This is a genomic window from Xenorhabdus hominickii, assembly GCF_002632725.1.
Taxonomy (GTDB): domain Bacteria; phylum Pseudomonadota; class Gammaproteobacteria; order Enterobacterales; family Enterobacteriaceae; genus Xenorhabdus; species Xenorhabdus hominickii.
Genome location: NZ_NJAI01000006.1, coordinates 86,762 through 102,870, shown reverse-complemented (window position 1 = coordinate 102,870; position 16,109 = coordinate 86,762). Strand labels below are relative to the sequence as shown.

Sequence of the window (16,109 nt, the reverse complement as noted above, 5' to 3'; positions counted from 1 at the left end):
TTACAGCAGGTATAGCAACGATAACGAGGATGTCCGCCATTCCCTTTTCCATGTCCTTTGACATGTTCTGATTTGTGACAATAACGGCAATAGACGTCAACTTTGGCCATGCTTTACCCTTAAAAGGCGGGAAGCATATCACAACAACTAACTATTTAATACATGACCATTTTTACTTCGTAGAATAATTCCAATTGTCCAGCTTGACCTGTTCTGTAAAAAACAAAAGCACCATTTAGGGATTTGTTTGAATCTATTGCCATCGCTAATCATGGTGATGATTTATCTACTGGTTTAATAAATTGTATGGGTTGATGACTGACATTTTGTTGTCGTGAAATTGCATGATTCAGGCTTAATACCTGTATTTGATCTTTATGCCCCTTTTGGTATCTATTTCCTATAGAATCAAGAGTTGAACATCCAACTGATATTACGCCTTGTTTTTTTTACCATTTAAAGATAAATAAATCATGTATGACATAAAATTACCATCCTGGTTTTTTTTAATCTTGAAAAGGTAAAATAACATACAAGTAAAAATTCCAATAGGAATCTAAAACAAAAAGTACCACCACTAGAAGAAACAATCTCATAATATTCATATGGAGAATTTTCGCACATTATCATCTCCTATTACTATTTATTTTCGGGACTTTCACGCCCTCTTGTCATCTAGTAACCATCCATTCTGGCGGGTTTAGCTATTAGAGACCCAACTTGCGACAAGTTAGAGGGCTGGCCTGTCGTCCAGAATTTACTCGCTGATGCTGGAGTCAGTCCGGCCAGTATTTGATATGCTTAGGGTTTAGCATCGGTCCTTCTCCCCGAAATCATGAAGTAAGCGACATTAACAGGGAATAAATGAATCTGGAATTTAAACATCTGGCGCAAATCAGCCTTGATGACATTATAGAGCTTAACAACCACCCAGAGGTTCTGCGGCTAATGCCGCTGGGTAGCCCAAACTTCGATCGTATAATATGCAAAAAATGGGTAATACAAAAAGAGGCCCAATGGATCCAGCATGGTTATGGTCCCTGGGCATTTGTAATTGATTCTAAGTTTGCAGGCTGGGGGGACTCCAGTTTGAAGAAGGTGACGCAGATCTGGCTCTGGTGCTTCATCCCAACTATTGGGGAACAGGTAAGATAATCTATGAAGAGATAGTTAGACGTGCATTTAATGAGATGCATCTCGAAACCATAACAATCCTACTTCCTCCGTCCAGAACAAAAATAAAAGGTATTTTTCGACTGGGATTTAAGCCAGACGGAGAGGTTGAGCTTGACGGGGTGCGCTTTCTACGCTTTCGGTTGTGTGCATCCAGGGTATCATCGTTAGACAACATTGAATCAACGCAATTATGATCGCGAAAGGCATTAATCTTATTAGTGGTGCATAAGTAGACTTAACGAATGGAAGGGACTTCCCCTGGTTACGCGACTGGTTAACTTTCGTGCAATTATGGGTGGCTTTTTATCTCGAGGAATTCGTTATGACCATCACTACTGTCGGTATTGACCTTGCCAAAAATGTGTTTGCTGTTCATGACGTTGACCACAATGGCAAAACTGTTCTGGTAAAACCCAGAGTATCACGGGCTGCTCTTCCTGAACTTATCGCCAGTTTGCCACCTTGTGTGATCGGGATGGAAGCCTGCTCCGGTGCCCACTACGGGGCAAGATTATTCCGTCAGTATGGTCACGATGCCCGGCTGAGGGCGCCGAAATTCGTCTCTGACCAGAAGGAAACCCTGCGGTTCTGTTGCATTAACAGAGAAAGTCTGAGTCAATGTGGAGTTGGTTACTCTTTATTCAGCCAATCGATAAAACCTCCCTGCCGGTGACAATGTCTTATCTTCGGGTTGTGAGTATTGCCCTTTACGCAGCATCGAAACGAGCTCTATTCCCGCTAAAATCGTTTGGGCCCAGTGAAATGATTTAAAGCCTCACATCGGCCGTATCCGGCGTCTAATGTTTCGATGATCTTGTTCAATGAGATTATTGCGGTATTTCTTTTGCCGGATTTTAGTCGCTTCTGAGGTTGATATTTCGGTATTCAGTACGGCTAACGCCGCAGTATTGGCCCCGATGTTATTGTTTGTGACGCGGGTAGGTTCACCGTGTGAACGTAGGGCTTTACGGAAAAATCTCAAGGCGGCTGCGGTATCCCGATTTGCTGTCAGTAAAAAATCAATCATCTGGCCAGCAGTATCAACGGCACGATAAAGATAACGCCATTGTCCTTTGATTTTGATGTCCGTCTCATCCCTTCGCCAGCGTTGACCAACCTGACGTTTATGCCGACGAAAAGCCTGATTGAGCAACGGCGTGAGTCGAAGTACCCAGCGGTATAAAGTAGAATGATCAACGTGTACTCCTCGCTCCGCCATCATCTCTTCGAGATTGCGTAGACTCAAGGCGTAAGCAAGGTACCCGCGGACATACTGAGCCATAATATCACCAGGATAATGCAGGCGTTTGAACGCCTTTCGGATAAGGGGCATATCGGGTTCCATCCTGAGTTTTCACAACGATAAACCAAAATGCTCGTTAATGTGACAGAACCGTTTTCGTTCCACTGAGCGTCAGACCCCTTAAACGAATCTTAGGTTAATTAAAATAAATTTTTTTTCAATTCACATCCAACATTTTTAATTACAGATGATATTTTATATAAAAAACTAAATGAAGTTATTATATAATACACGAAAAGAAATTGTGTCTGAAATTTGGATAATATCTGCTAATGCTCTTATATCTTGTTCCCTGGTAGAGAATCTAAGTGTCATCTCAGTAACTATCCAATCTTTAAACGTTCCACTATATCCGGTGAACCCCCACATTCGTTGCATTCTTAACATTGTTGTATCAGTAAAGTGCGTTCTACTTGCTACCTGAGCATCAATGATTGAGCGCAATGAATTAGTAAGGGTAATGTGCGTTACTGTAGAATTGCCAGTAATAAATTGCGCATATAACCTTAAGTAAATATCATTTGTAATATTCACATGAGTACTTTGACCAGAAACAACGTTGCTCATTGGCACAGTGTTATCTATTCTATAGATATTACTTCCTGGGGGGGATTCCACAAACCCTAATTTTAAAAGATGTTCGAACATTGAACGATACTTAGGGAGTTGAGTCCTATCACTGATAGTCGCCAAATTAACCTCAATATTATTTATTTGGCTATTACCTATGGTTTCCACAATATCACGACCAGCTAAGTTTTTAATCTCTCTGAAAGCGTGTACATACCCTGTTTCTCTGACACTTCTCTTTCCGCTCAGCCCCTGCGCAAAACTGCCTGTCAGCCGTTCCCCTGTCAGCCGCATTCCCCGAGCCAGTCCGCCAAGTAGCGTACTCCCCAGGCTCATAGCACCCAGCCCGAAAGCCACCCAGCCCAGGACTGCCGATGCCTGTGGATTGCTTTCTTCGGTTGCTGCACTGGCAATACCCGTTGCATCTCCCAGAAAACCCACGCCGGCTAAAATCGCCGCCCCGATACTCAGAGACGCCCCGCCAGTCGGGATAGCCGCTGCCAGCCCCCCTATCAGACCAATCGTACCAAACACAATTCCCAGAATACTGCCCAGACTCATATGCCCACTCGGGTCGCTCCGGTTGATCGGGTCGCCCAGACAGTAGGCATACGGGTTCAGGCCCCCGGCACCGAACGGGCTTAAGCTGTCCGGCGCCGTAAACCGCATCAGCACGGGGTTATACGTGCGGTAGCCATTCCCCAGATGATAACCGCCCCCCACCGGGTCTGACCGTTCACCGGTATAAGCGGGCAGCGCCGGATTCCGCGCTTCTGCCGCCTGCTGCCCATACGGGGTGTAGCAATGACGGGCCAGTGTGTCTGTATTCTGTTGACTCATCAGCACACTGCCCTGCCCGTCCGTGCCCAGCAAATACGCACCGCGCCCGGTCAATGTCGCCGCCGGTGCCCCGTTTGCCTGCACCAATCGGGTTTCTGCCCCGCTTTCGCGCAGCACTTCCACCACCCGGACGCTGCCCTGATAGTACAGTTCATGGGTTTGTTCGCTGCCCAACTGTTGCAGCACCAGCCGGCCAGCCGCATCATACCCATAACGGCTGGCATTATCTTTCAGCGTCACCGAGGCCAGCCGGCCCAGGGCATCGTAGATGAGTTCACGCCCGACCTCATCCCGGATCAACCGGCCGGCCTTATCATAGGCCAGTGTGATAACAGCCGGATACTCTGGGTGCGTGTGAGTAATCTGCTGCAACTGGCAGGGATCTGACAGGCTGTAACTGAATGTAGCCGTATCACGGCTGCCGTCCGACAGCGTCGTTACGCAGGTCAGGATATTCCCCAGCCGGTCATAGGTAAATTGCTGGCGGGTCAGGAGCATTCCATATGCATCCTGCGGACACTCTGCTCCCTCACACTGATATTCAGTCAGCCAGCGACGGGCAGTATCATAGATATAGCTTTCCTGACGTAGCAGACCGGCCTGCTGGGAGCGGGTGATCCGGCTCGCCAGCTGACCGGTGATCGTATAGGTCTGCGCCAGTGTCAGCACTTCCGTGCCGGTTTCAATCCGGCGACCAATTTCCCGACCAAAGTCATCCCATGTTAGAGTCGTGGTTAGCTGTTGCGCATTTTCTCTGTCGTGTACTGTCCAGCTATGCATCCGGCTGGCGGTATCATAGCGGCATGTCACGCTAATCGCTTCATCAGTCGTCTCAACCGGACGCCCCAGCGTGTCAAAACGCAGCCGGTGGATTTTTCCCGTCACATCCCGGTACGCCGTCAGTTTCCCGGCAGGTGAATAAATGTACTCGGTGTTCCGGGCAGCGCCGGCACCGGGATCATCAAAACGCACGGTTTCCTGTTGTAACTGCCCGGCCGACGTATACTTGAATGCATGGGATGTCTGCTGTGCCGCCACCGCCTGGGCCATCGCTCCAGTTCTGGCGTCATAGGTAAAGTGTTGTTTGATGCCCGGCGCCGTCATCTGGAGCAGGACGTTGCCCAGCCGGGGTTCATATTGATAGTGTACGGTCTGCCCGAGCGGATCGGTGACCATCTCTGGCGCAGGAAGACTTCCCTGATAGGTGGCGAGGTGGGTGCGGCCGCCAACTGTGGTCGCTGTCACCCGGTGCAGGCTGTCAAACTCACGCTGGCCCAGCACTTTCCCGTCTGCGTCAATCTGCATCAGTAGGCTGTCAGCGCTGAATGGCGCATAGCGTTTCCGGACTACCGTACCGTCACTGTACCGGACAGTAGATACCCGGTTAAACACGTCATAGGTGTATTCGGTCTTCTGTTTCAGTTCATCCACCGTGGCCCGCAACCGCCCCAGGCCGTCGTAATGGTACTGTTGCTGACTTGCCTGTTTGCCATGACTGTCGTACTGGGTCACCGTCAGCGGCTGATGCCGCAGATCGAACACCGTTTCCGTGTGACCGAAACGCAGACCATCCGCTTCCATTGTGCTGCGGATTGTCCGGGTCACCGGATCGTAATCCTGCCGTACCCGTTTGCCCGGCCCATCCGTTATCTGGCAGAGCTGCCCCCAGTTGTCGTAGGTAGTCTGTTGGCGGATAGAAACCGGTTCGACCTGTTCCGGGTCTGTGCCCACTGACAGCCAGTCATGGTGGTTCTGGACAACTATCCGTCCCCAGCTGTCATACTCGGTGTCAAACACCCGGCACCAGCCCCGCGCTTCCTGCCCCCTCACCAGTATTTCCTGATGACAAAGCCGCCCCAGTCCGTCAAACCGGATCCGGGCCTGATTGCCCCAGACATCTTGCTGGGTGGTGGTGACCGCCCCAGGCTGTTCAATAGTGTAAGCATACTGTGTTGTCTGGGCATAACGGGTGTGGGCATTATTTACCTGTTTTAGCAGACGCCCAACATCATCGTAGTCATAATGCGCCGTGCAGCCCAGCGGATCCTGTTCATGCGACACTTTACCACTGAAACACGATTTAACCTGTGTTCCGACGGCGGTAAGCCCGTCATGCCCGCGCCACTGCATGGTACGCCGTAGTTTCCCTTCTTTCAGGGTATAGCTGAAGGTCTTCTGGCTTGTCCAGTGCGTGTCGGTTGCCGCTGAACCGGCATCCGACACGCTGTACACGGTCTCCTCAATGGACGCCACCCGTCCGTGGTGGGGAGACTCCGCCTTATCCACATACCGGGTCTGGCTCGCATGCAGCAACTGACCGTCACTGTACCCACCCTGCCAGACGCAAACGACCGCATAATCGGTCAGGCTGCCGGGGCGCGTGGATAATGGGTCATAGTGGTAGATCACCTGATGAACAGGCGCATCGTCATAGCCCTCTGCCGGTGGCGGAATGATCGTTTTGGATTTTACGTAACGAACAAACCCGTGTGGATCGGCCGGGCATTTATCCGCTTCCCCCTCTGCCGGATAATAAGCCCACGTCGTTCGGGTGCCGTCCGACGCGATCTGGACGGTGGGATTGCCCGCCGCATCAAACTCGGTTTGGGTCACTTCCTCTCGTTGACGGCTGTCACTGATAAAGCGGACCGTGGCGGATTGCGGCAACTGGAACTGCGGCGGCTGCTCATCAAACGTCTGCCCTATTCGGGTATAATATTTCGTCTCGTGCTGCCGCTGGCAGCCGTTTTGTCGCACGGTTTCTGAAATCAGCAGATGGTAGTTATTGTAACGTCGGGTAATATGACGCTGCTCCCGGCCATTGTCCCAGTGTTCGATCGAGCCGTAGTGATAGTTTGTCAGGACACCATAGAGATAATCTTCATCATCATTCCAGCTTTCGTTACTCCCATAACCCAGAAAATTAAATTCGGTATATTCATAGTGCCTGATGACGTCAGGACTTTGCTTTATCTGTTGCGTGTACCGGGTGACATAAGGTAAAGGCGTCAGAGCTGCCTCTTCGGGAAATTGATGGCCATCAAAATCGTAATCTACAAATTCAGCGGTACCTGTCGGAGATGAAACTCGGATTAAAAAACCGCTGTCTGAGTCATATTCCAGCTTCCAGATTAACGTTTGGTTACTCGTCAGATTGATAATCTGAGTGACCTTGTCATTCTCAAAGAGTAATTGGATATCATAAGATTCCGATGATCCGGGCCAGACCGTAATACGGGTATAGAAAGCCGTTTTATACTGGATTTTTAACAGTACCTGCTTTTCGCTTTCGTCCGATACAGTAACAAGACGGGGCATAGTATACGTCTCATAATCCCAGTCCAGTTTCAGGGTATATCCCAGCGGGTTTACTATTTGAGTGGGAATTTTGAGGTCATAGAGACTTCGGGAGCCGGTGAGGATTTCCACCAGACCAGATTTATGGGTCACTCGGTAAACATTCTGCACGACGTCCTTTTCAAACCGAACCACATCCTGTTTGTATTGTTTTAAAGAGACCTCTTCATCCGTTTCAAACACCTTATACTGCTCGCCCGTTGAGAGCATTAAAAGTCGGTTTTTAGCATGATATTGAGTGAGTCCCAGAGAAAAACCGATGCCAAAACCCCTATCCATCCCGTTGAGGGGACTGTAAGTAAGCGCAAGAATTTGCTCTGGACCAAGACGATTATTGCCAATAAGGTGCGCCACCGGCATCATATAATTAAACAGCCCGGTGCGGGGATCGACACGCCCCGCAGCAGTACTTTGGAAATTGGTAGCATGGGAAGTGAAATTGTTATTCATCTTTATCCCCTTTTTTCAAGGCAGAATGTTATGGTAGTCAGAAATCCATATATTAAAGACCATTAATATCATGAATAAATAAGGTTCATGAGCCAGGAAAAATATTAAATAATATTTCAAGATAAAGGATCACAATTGAAATATAATCCTATTTTTAATATTTTAGTTACCTATTATCCCATATGGTATAAAGTAGGACTTATGCTATTCAACCCTCTTGTAAATGGATAAAATCAGCTTTATCCATGATAATTTTTAGAAAAACAGACTCATTACCATAGATGTCACGGAATTTGAATTGTGGAATTTGGTCAGGCTGGTCAACCCAAAAATCAGCGGCTGGATTTTCGAAGCAAAGCCTACTCAGACTAACAACATCTGTGCGTGGTGTTGTGACTATCTCCTCTTGTGGGGTGGCTTCCCTTTTTACACGGCCGCGAGACGCCGGGTCCGTAATTGTTGTGATCCTATAAGCTGCTCCAGCCTTTCTCTTAGTACTATATGCTCCCCAAAGAAACCAAAGGAAAAGACGGCCATCTTCTGTATGATGGGTAAATCTTCGATAATTATACTTAAGAGAATCATTATCGTTTATGGTATTTCGAATTTCAACATCATGCACTGCAAACCCATGATCTTCTTTAGGAAAGATGTAATAATTATTTTGAGTCCATGTCGGGTATTTAGACGAAGTTGACGGGTGCTCTCCAAACATATCAATTATAGTAATTGTCTCTTTAAATTCATATGTACCATGGGCGACGTTTTCTTCAGTTTTTAACACCAGACTATCAGAATGATAAATGATTGGTTGACGGCCTGTAACAAAAATATGTGATCCCTTATGAGTAAAATCATCTGATAAAAATGTTTTTCCATCCAGTGTAACTCTTGCCATTATTTCAATGGTTTCAATTTTTTTTGTTTTCAGCCAATAAGTTTTTCGCTGAGGTTCAAGGTCATCATTGGTGGCGTCTCTTCCGTATGATAAATTTGTGTCTCTTGTTATACCACGCCGTGGAAACTGGTGAAAGTAATCGTTTGGCTCAGAACTGTATGCCCACTCACCAGATAATTTTTCGCCTGTTATTTTATTCACTAATTCAATACTATCTAATTGCTCAGGAGATAAGGGTACTATCTCCGGCCAATTAATATTACCAGTATCAGCTTTTATATTAATAATGATACCAACTTGCATATTTCCATTCGCAAACAGCTCGCCTTCCCAGCTCCCATCAGATAATACAAGAGTAAAGGTGGATAGTGAATTAATTTTTTTTAATAAACCATTATTTTGTTGTGCGTTCATTTTAATTCCCCTATGAAAAACAAGAATAAAAAAACTCATTATCCTTTTAATGAACCCTTTGTTTTTTCCATTACGATGGAACCAGAAATCTATTGGCTATAATTCTATTAACAATAGAAACCCTTATCATTAATGACATAAAAACCCCATCCAATACGATATTGAAAAAATAATAGCAACATTCCATTGTTCACATTAGGTATATATAAACATTATACCCAACACTGAAATTTTTCCAGAATAAATTACAAAAACAAACATTGCATTAATTAAATTATTTAAACCGCTGAATGTGGGTTAAGATAAAAATGGCAACAAATTATTATTTAATGATATATTTTTTCATAATATTATTTAATTATAAAAATTAATTAATATATACCCCTCGTATTTCAAGGTAATAACTTGATATCTCATCCCAAGTTATCCCACTACGACACACCTAAGTCACATGTAGTGAACTCAATACGGCTGTTATTAACGATGGATCGAAACGGTTCTGTTGTATTAAGGGAAGAGCAGGTAATATGCGATCTTTTACGGAGTGAGTTGCCCGTGTCTTTAATTCGACAAGCCTTCAAGCGGTTACATTATCCTGGTGATATTACGGCTCAGGGTGTTCGCGGGTACCTTGCTTACGCCTTGAGTCTGCGCAATCTCGAAGAGATGATGGCGGAGCGAGGAGTACACGTTGATCATTCTACTTTATACCGCTGGGTACTTCGACTCACGCCGTTGCTCAATCAGGCTTTTCGTCGGCATAAACGTCAGGTTGGTCAACGCTGGCGAAGGGATGAGACGGACATCAAAATCAAAGGACAGTGGAAATAGTTGTACCGGTCGGTCGATACGGCAGAGCAGACTGTCGACTCGGGATACCGCAGCCGCGTTGCGCTTCTTTCGCAAGGCGATTCGCCACCATGCTGAGTCCGAGGTCATGACCCTTGATAAAAGTGGGGCGAACACCGCCGATAAACCCGAAGAAGAAACCATCACCATTAGGCAGAGCAAATACCGCAATAATCTCATTGAGTAAGATCATCAAAACATTAAACGCCGGATACGGCCGATGTGAGGCTTCAAATCGTTTCGCCGGTCCAAACGATTTTAACGGGAATAGAGCTCGTTTCAATGCTGCGTAAAGGGCAATCCTCACAACCCGAAGAGAAGGTATTGTCACCGGCAGGGAGGTTTTATCGATTGACTGAATAAAGAGTAATCAACTCCACATTGACTTAGGCTTTTTCTGTTAATGCGACAGAGCCCTTTTTATCACGATTTCTTCTTATTTGAATAAGAATCGCTTAGCCGCCTCTTTGAGCCGTTTTTTACTCCGCTTATCATATTGTTGAGTTGTCGTTACACTGGCATGTCCCAGTGCTTCTTTCACGGTGAAAATATCTTCACCATTTTCAAGTAATGATGAAGCATAGGTCCTTCTTAAATCATGTGGCGTAAATTCCTTCATATTGATATTTAAATTTTTCAATAATCGTTCAAAAATAAAACGAATTGACGATGTGCCCAACTTGTTACCTGTCACATCATCATTTTTTAATATACTGTTAAACAGATAGCCTGAATGAATTCCTCGTACATCGTTCACCCATAACAATAGCCGTTCTTTAATTTCGTCAGGCATATAATTCTCACGCTCTTTATTCCCTTTACCGTGAATAATGATAAGTGAACTTTCAAAATCGATATCCTCATATTTCAAATCTACTACTTCAGAACGCCTTAACCCGCATCCCACCATGACGACAAACATGGCCGCATCACGGACAGAAATAGCACTGTTAAAACTGTCAAGATGCTGAAATATTTAATTAATTTCACTCTTCTCCAGCATCCTGCCTTTACTAACACGGACACCTTTGAGCCGTTTTACCGATTTAATGTCCTGATACGTATGGCTGTTTATGTGACGGCTGGATCTCACTTCTTCAGCGACACCTTTGATCGCACATAACATGAGATTGATGGTATTGGGGCTTTGTTTTGGTTAATTAATCGTTTGATCACTACCCTCACCTGCATATATAAACCAAGATGTGATGTCCCACCTTGAGATGATCCGGTTTTTGGTTCATGAATAAAATAAATCAGTCAATCATGACGCAAATTTGCGTCATAATAAAAATAAATATGTTAAGATTAAAGATGTTTTTTCGCTCTTAAGATTCACTACCGACGAAATTCGTCGTCAGCCATTAATATCACTTTCAAATTGATTCTCATGAATAACAATAATTTTATTTCTCTTTAATATATAAGTTAAGCAAACAGTGTTGTCTCGGTTGTCTCAATTCACTTAGCCAATTATTTTATAATGATTAATATTTAAAAATTGAGACAACACGGTCTATTTTATGTTGTCTCAATTTTAACTTTCACCTCGATAATAATTATCATCACATTGATAAATTAGGAATTAATTCTTAATTTTGTGTTGTCTCAGTGAGTCACTTTAGCACGCGCATTTGTTTGAATGGTTTCAGTACTGGCGGGTAAAAGCCATCGTGGAACGGTGGGAAAGGAAGCTACTGTCGCTTGTAATTTTCACTAAACTAGGCTGTGTCCCTTAATTAAATAATCACCTGTAAAAGAGTCGAATACAGCCTAATTTCACCATGGACAGATAGTTTCGTGCGGTTTTTTCGTAGCGTGTTGCAATACGCCGATTTCCTTTGAGAAAACCGAAACAGCATTCGACAATATTACGGTCATGATAAGCCTGTTCATCAAATTTCGTGCGGCCATGAGTGCTGCCTTTTTCATTGATTTTATACGAAATATACATTAAGGGACACAGCCTAGTATGACTTAACATATCTTCATTGCAAGTCAAATTAGGCGAAATTTTAGTCACCATGATTGTTAATGATTTTTGCAGACGAAAATCAGCGTTTATGGGGGGCCCATTCCCTCGAAAAGTTCACTTGTTTTTAATCATTGTATTATCATAGATGTCTGAAATTTCAGCATCCGGGAGAAGCTGAATACGTTTTATAGAGTGTGTGTACCAGAATCCCAGATTTTCCAGTTCCCAGGCGTGGTCATAACGAAAGTATGGGGATTCGATTATTTTCAGAAGCCCCATTGAGAATGGCTGTCAGCTAAAAAGGCTAAAAACAGCAATACCAAAACTACCAAGACCGACTAATAGAACCATCAAATTAGAAAAAGAACGATAGGGTCGTAGTGGTTCAACCAAGTACGTTGATAGAGACGGTAAAATAAACAAAATAAGCGCAATCATAGGTCCAGTAATGCCTGCGATAACGTTCAGAGTATTCGGATTCCAGATAGTAATCATTAAAGTAAGGCAAAAAACGATAGCCATGCCGATCAACTTATCTCGCACTTTATTTTCTTTATGATGGAGAATTTTACTCTCCAATGCTCCGACTAATCCTCTGACTCCCTCCAATGCCCCGAAGTAAGTTCCTAAAAATGATTTTGTCATAGCAATAATAGCAACAGGGGTTGCCGTTATTGCTATCCAATACAAGCCCTCTTTCTGCGCGATCGCGCTGAGAATGGTAATATTGTTGTCTTTGGTTGCCTGTATTTCCTGAGGTGATAACGTTAAAACACAACTAAATACAAAGAACAAAATGACTATGCAGATTAGCGCATAAGTGGGTTTCACAATCCGTTTAATGTGGTATTCCGCATCTGTTGTATAGGCTCGTTTACAGTGGTTAGAAAAAGTAGACATGATTGGGGTGTGGCTGAAAGAGAATACCATAACTGGCATTAGTAACCAAAGTGCTCTCACTGAATCCAGATCAATATGAATATTGCTGATAAGATGTTTAATGTTTGCACTATCCCATTGAAATACAAGCGTCATAGATAATGTCAGCAGGTAAAGAATGAGTGGAAGAACTAACACGCCCATGAACTTCAATGTGATTTTTTTACCCAATAAGAAAATTAGGTGTAATCCTAGAACTACCATAAATGCTGTTAGTGTTCGTGGAAACTGAATCTGCCAAAATTGCTGCAACAAAATGTTAACGGAATTAGTGATAGATATTGCATAAACAAAAATAATAAGCAGGAAAGTTAGTGCGTAAAAAAAGTTGATGATACGAGCTATCCTGATCCCGTAATATTGTTTGGTTGCACTGAGTAATGTGGGAGAATGGGAATTGCTGGTAATGATATAACGCGCAAGACCTAGATGAGGGTAATAGGTAAATGGGAATGCTATCAATAGCATAACCAACATAGCAAGTGGTCCGGATAATCCTAATTGTATAGGGAGAAACAGAGTTCCTGCACCTACAGCTGTTCCGAATAGTGCATAAAACCAAATATTGTATTCATTAATCCACTTTTGTTCCATCTTCAAGTACGTCTCCTACTAAGTTTATAGTTTTTCATGTTTTCCTAAACCAGGATAAAGACAAATATTTTCCGGAAAAACAGTGTGCTAACCATCGCCACCACACCCACTGCAAACCATGCAATAAACCGGTATTGCAGTCGGCTGTTAACGTTTTCCAGTCTGTCATAAGTTGCCTTGAGTCTTTTATCCAGTGCATCAAAAGATGCTTCTGTTATCTCCAGCCGTTGCGGTAGTTTTTTACCAAAAGTTTCACTGAGCTTATTAAAGTTTGCTCTGCATACTTTTGGTAACTTCATCCCGCGCGCCCATTTTGAAGCTATCCAGGCACGTTGTGACCTCACCGGATAGCTTCGTGATTTCTGCCTGATGAAAGTCTGAAAGGGTTGTTTTCAGGCTCTACAATGCTGCTACAATCTCCCGAGACTGTTTATGCAGCGAGTCTGTCCGGCTGTCTTTCTCCAGTGCATGAAGGTGTTGCGTTGCCGCGTCATTCAGTCGCTGAGTACTTTTTCTGAGTTGCCGTAGCTCTTCATCGCGAATCAGACTGTCGGCGACGATCAGTGCTTTCGTCTCTTTCTGGATTTCTTCTGCGAGGCGTTTCGGGCGCTGAGTGCGTTCAAAATGCTGGTTGCAGGTATTTTGCCAGTTCTCACGAAGCTGCATCAGACGTGCTTTACGGGTTTCAATAGTCAGCACGGAATAGGCTTTCTGACAGCCTTGTGTTCGGGCTTTTTGGGGTTATAACGTCGGAAATACTGTTCAGAGTCACTGCGAATAGCATCATTGATGCGGACAGAAAACATCAGGTGACAGTGTGGCTGCTCCCCTCCGTCTTCGGAGGTGGAAACGTGAATAGATTAACGCTTCAAACCCCATTAAGCGCGCCTTCTGCATTATTGCATTTTCCGGAAGGATAACCCATTATCAGCAATACTGGAAGTTCTGTTAAATTATCAGACTTGTAGTGGGGGAAAAATAGCTGTTCATGTCTTAGTTGATCTTGACGGTCGATTAGTACGGTTTTTATGATTTAATAGGTCGGATTTTAAGTAAGTCTCAGTCTGCTTTATGACCTAAATTATGGTATATACTCAGTGCTTGCCAAGCGCGGTAATTACAACGAGTCTAAGTTATTTCCCATATATGTCATAACTATCACCAAGGTTAAGAGGCTAGTCCATTTGCCCAAATAACTACTATTTTGTCACCCCACACTTAAAGCCTATCCCAATAGGATTATATTCCAGGCAATTAAACTACAAGCCAAATGAAGCATGGCTTCATAATTTTCAATACGTTTTTCCCAACGGACCAGAATACGACGAAAACGATTAAGCCAACTGTGTGTCCTTTCAACAACCCAACGGTTCACTTTAAAATCATCTTGTTCGGCCAGCGCATCTTGTTCTTCTTTTCTTGAGTGTACGCAGGGTACGTATCCACGGGTTTTTAATTCTTTTTCCAGCCATTCCGCCTCATAAGCTTTATCCAGATGGAGTTGGGTGCCATAACCCCAGCCTCCTGTCTGTAAACCGTCCAAGGTGGCTATAACAAGTCTGATATCATGAATATTAGCGGGCGCAACCGCAATCGCTAATGGCAAGCCCTGTCCATCCGTGAGCAAACTTCGCTTTACGCCTTGTTTCCCCCGGTCTGTTGGGTTGCGGCCTGTTTTTTTGAGCCGGCCAGGGGCGCTTTAGTCAAACAGCCATCCAGTGCCAATTTGCTCCAGTCGATAGCCCCTATTTTTTCACTGGCGAGTAAGCCATTTTGCCAGAGTCGCTCAAAGACGCCTGCAGCCACCCATTCCTGAAAACGGCGGTGGGCACGGCTTGAAGAACAAATCCCGGTGGCATTGAGGGCATTCCACTGGCATCCGGTTCGTAACACAAAAAAGATAGCATTCATAGCGGCCCGATTATCGACACGGCGACGATGGCAGCCCAAAGGGGGATGGGTTTTATGTGGCGGGAGCAAGGGGTCAATTTTCTGCCAGAGTTCATCAGAAATGAACCATTGGGCTATTGATTTCTTATTCATGAAAAAATCCCCTAAATGGAAAAAAGCAGGCTGACTATAATATCAAATACCTCCTATTGGGATACACTCTAAGTGTAATAAATGATCCAAAGCCATTCGTTCACAAAGAAATCATTATTGAATGGCATATAAAAATACATATAAATAACCTCCACTAGAAATAGTAGTGATGATTTTTTTATAAAAAATCTCCAATCAGAGTTTGTAACTTTAATTATTACCCTCTCATTTTTAAATAAACAGTCCCTAAAGCATATATCAACACCAAATAAATAAGATTAATTTATCATTTAAAATAAAACCATTTTAACTATATAATTGGATTGTTTTTAGCGCTATCACTATTTATCCATAAAATGACATTTTTTTAAAAAATTTATTTCTTCCTAATCAACTTAACTTAGCCATGAAAAAGTATATTTGGGAGCGTCTAATACATTTCAACTACGATTGAACAAGAATAAATAATTACTTTTAAGTTAATTATCTCAGTCAACGTTATTATAGTTGCCTGTGTACGTCTTATTAACTCGGCGGCTATTTATATCTGATATACTGTGTCAATGAAAACAGATGCACGCAAGCTCACGATTGAGCAACTAGAGCTGCTGAGGCAGCAAGCTATTCGATTTCGCCAAGAGAAAAAAACCTTTCGCGAAATCGGTCAATTATTGAAGATCCATCCGGATACGGCTGGACGC

9 protein-coding genes and 5 pseudogenes are annotated in these 16,109 nt (G+C 44.0%); 3 read left to right on the top strand and 11 right to left on the bottom strand.

What is annotated here, in order from left to right:
* Together Xhom_RS49225 and tssD are read right to left on the bottom strand one after the other, a co-directional pair.
* The coding region (locus Xhom_RS49225) for an IS1 family transposase (RefSeq protein ID WP_338063730.1) at positions 1-110 on the bottom strand (110 nt) is incomplete at its 3' end.
* Between the two features lie 57 nt (positions 111-167).
* Positions 168-484 (bottom strand): annotated as a pseudogene (gene tssD, locus Xhom_RS17455) (type VI secretion system tube protein TssD); the annotation flags it as partial.
* Positions 485-864: 380 nt separating this feature from the next.
* On the opposite strand from tssD, the gene Xhom_RS37000 reads away from it, so the two are divergent.
* The gene (locus tag Xhom_RS37000; RefSeq protein WP_232326255.1) at positions 865-1,155 is read left to right on the top strand and encodes a hypothetical protein; all 291 of its coding nucleotides are present in this window, start codon (positions 865-867) and stop codon (positions 1,153-1,155) included.
* A gap of 343 nt (positions 1,156-1,498) precedes the next feature.
* A pseudogene (locus Xhom_RS17445) lies at positions 1,499-1,741 on the top strand (IS110 family transposase); the annotation flags it as partial.
* A 72-nt stretch (positions 1,742-1,813) separates the two neighbouring features.
* On the opposite strand, the pseudogene Xhom_RS17440 reads toward Xhom_RS17445, so the two are convergent.
* From Xhom_RS17440 to Xhom_RS17430, 3 genes and pseudogenes are all read right to left on the bottom strand, one after another.
* A pseudogene (locus Xhom_RS17440) lies at positions 1,814-2,509 on the bottom strand (IS6 family transposase).
* A gap of 177 nt (positions 2,510-2,686) precedes the next feature.
* On the bottom strand, positions 2,687-7,696 hold the full coding sequence (locus Xhom_RS17435) for an RHS repeat domain-containing protein (RefSeq protein ID WP_069315505.1): 5,010 nt from the start codon (positions 7,694-7,696) through the stop codon (positions 2,687-2,689).
* A gap of 208 nt (positions 7,697-7,904) precedes the next feature.
* The gene (locus Xhom_RS17430; protein WP_069315504.1) at positions 7,905-9,008 is read right to left on the bottom strand and encodes a hypothetical protein; all 1,104 of its coding nucleotides are present in this window, start codon (positions 9,006-9,008) and stop codon (positions 7,905-7,907) included.
* A 555-nt stretch (positions 9,009-9,563) separates the two neighbouring features.
* Here Xhom_RS17430 and Xhom_RS17425 point away from each other — a divergent pair.
* A pseudogene (locus Xhom_RS17425) lies at positions 9,564-10,220 on the top strand (IS6 family transposase).
* A 73-nt stretch (positions 10,221-10,293) separates the two neighbouring features.
* Here Xhom_RS17425 and Xhom_RS17420 read toward each other — a convergent pair.
* The 6 genes and pseudogenes from Xhom_RS17420 to Xhom_RS17395 all read right to left on the bottom strand — a co-directional run bounded on the left by Xhom_RS17420 (position 10,294) and on the right by Xhom_RS17395 (position 15,408).
* Positions 10,294-10,833: a tyrosine-type recombinase/integrase gene (locus Xhom_RS17420; RefSeq protein WP_338063742.1), complete on the bottom strand. Its 540-nt coding sequence runs from the start codon at positions 10,831-10,833 to the stop codon at positions 10,294-10,296.
* Positions 10,834-11,604: 771 nt separating this feature from the next.
* Positions 11,605-11,805: pseudogene (locus tag Xhom_RS17415) on the bottom strand (IS5/IS1182 family transposase); the annotation flags it as partial.
* Between the two features lie 318 nt (positions 11,806-12,123).
* Positions 12,124-13,371: an amino acid permease gene (locus Xhom_RS17410; RefSeq protein ID WP_145957473.1), complete on the bottom strand. Its 1,248-nt coding sequence runs from the start codon at positions 13,369-13,371 to the stop codon at positions 12,124-12,126.
* 38 nt (positions 13,372-13,409) lie between these two features.
* On the bottom strand, positions 13,410-13,664 hold the full coding sequence (locus Xhom_RS17405) for a hypothetical protein (RefSeq protein ID WP_069315500.1): 255 nt from the start codon (positions 13,662-13,664) through the stop codon (positions 13,410-13,412).
* Positions 13,665-13,764: 100 nt separating this feature from the next.
* The gene (locus Xhom_RS17400; RefSeq protein WP_069315499.1) at positions 13,765-14,064 is read right to left on the bottom strand and encodes a hypothetical protein; all 300 of its coding nucleotides are present in this window, start codon (positions 14,062-14,064) and stop codon (positions 13,765-13,767) included.
* 526 nt (positions 14,065-14,590) lie between these two features.
* Positions 14,591-15,408 (bottom strand): IS5 family transposase gene (locus tag Xhom_RS17395; protein ID WP_099139815.1). Its coding sequence is split into 2 segments (ribosomal slippage): positions 14,591-15,048 and positions 15,048-15,408, totalling 819 coding nucleotides; the frame shifts between segments, so codons are not numbered across the junction.
* Positions 15,409-16,109: the final 701 nt, after the last annotated feature.

What these genes read in the sequence shown, in the direction of transcription:
- Xhom_RS37000 (WP_232326255.1), top strand. Translation starts at nt 865, where the DNA reads ATGAATCTGGAATTTAAACATCTGGCGCAAATCAGCCTTGATGACATT.
- Xhom_RS17435 (WP_069315505.1), bottom strand. Translation starts at nt 7,696, where the DNA reads ATGAATAACAATTTCACTTCCCATGCTACCAATTTCCAAAGTACTGCT.
- Xhom_RS17430 (WP_069315504.1), bottom strand. Translation starts at nt 9,008, where the DNA reads ATGAACGCACAACAAAATAATGGTTTATTAAAAAAAATTAATTCACTA.
- Xhom_RS17405 (WP_069315500.1), bottom strand. Translation starts at nt 13,664, where the DNA reads ATGAAGTTACCAAAAGTATGCAGAGCAAACTTTAATAAGCTCAGTGAA.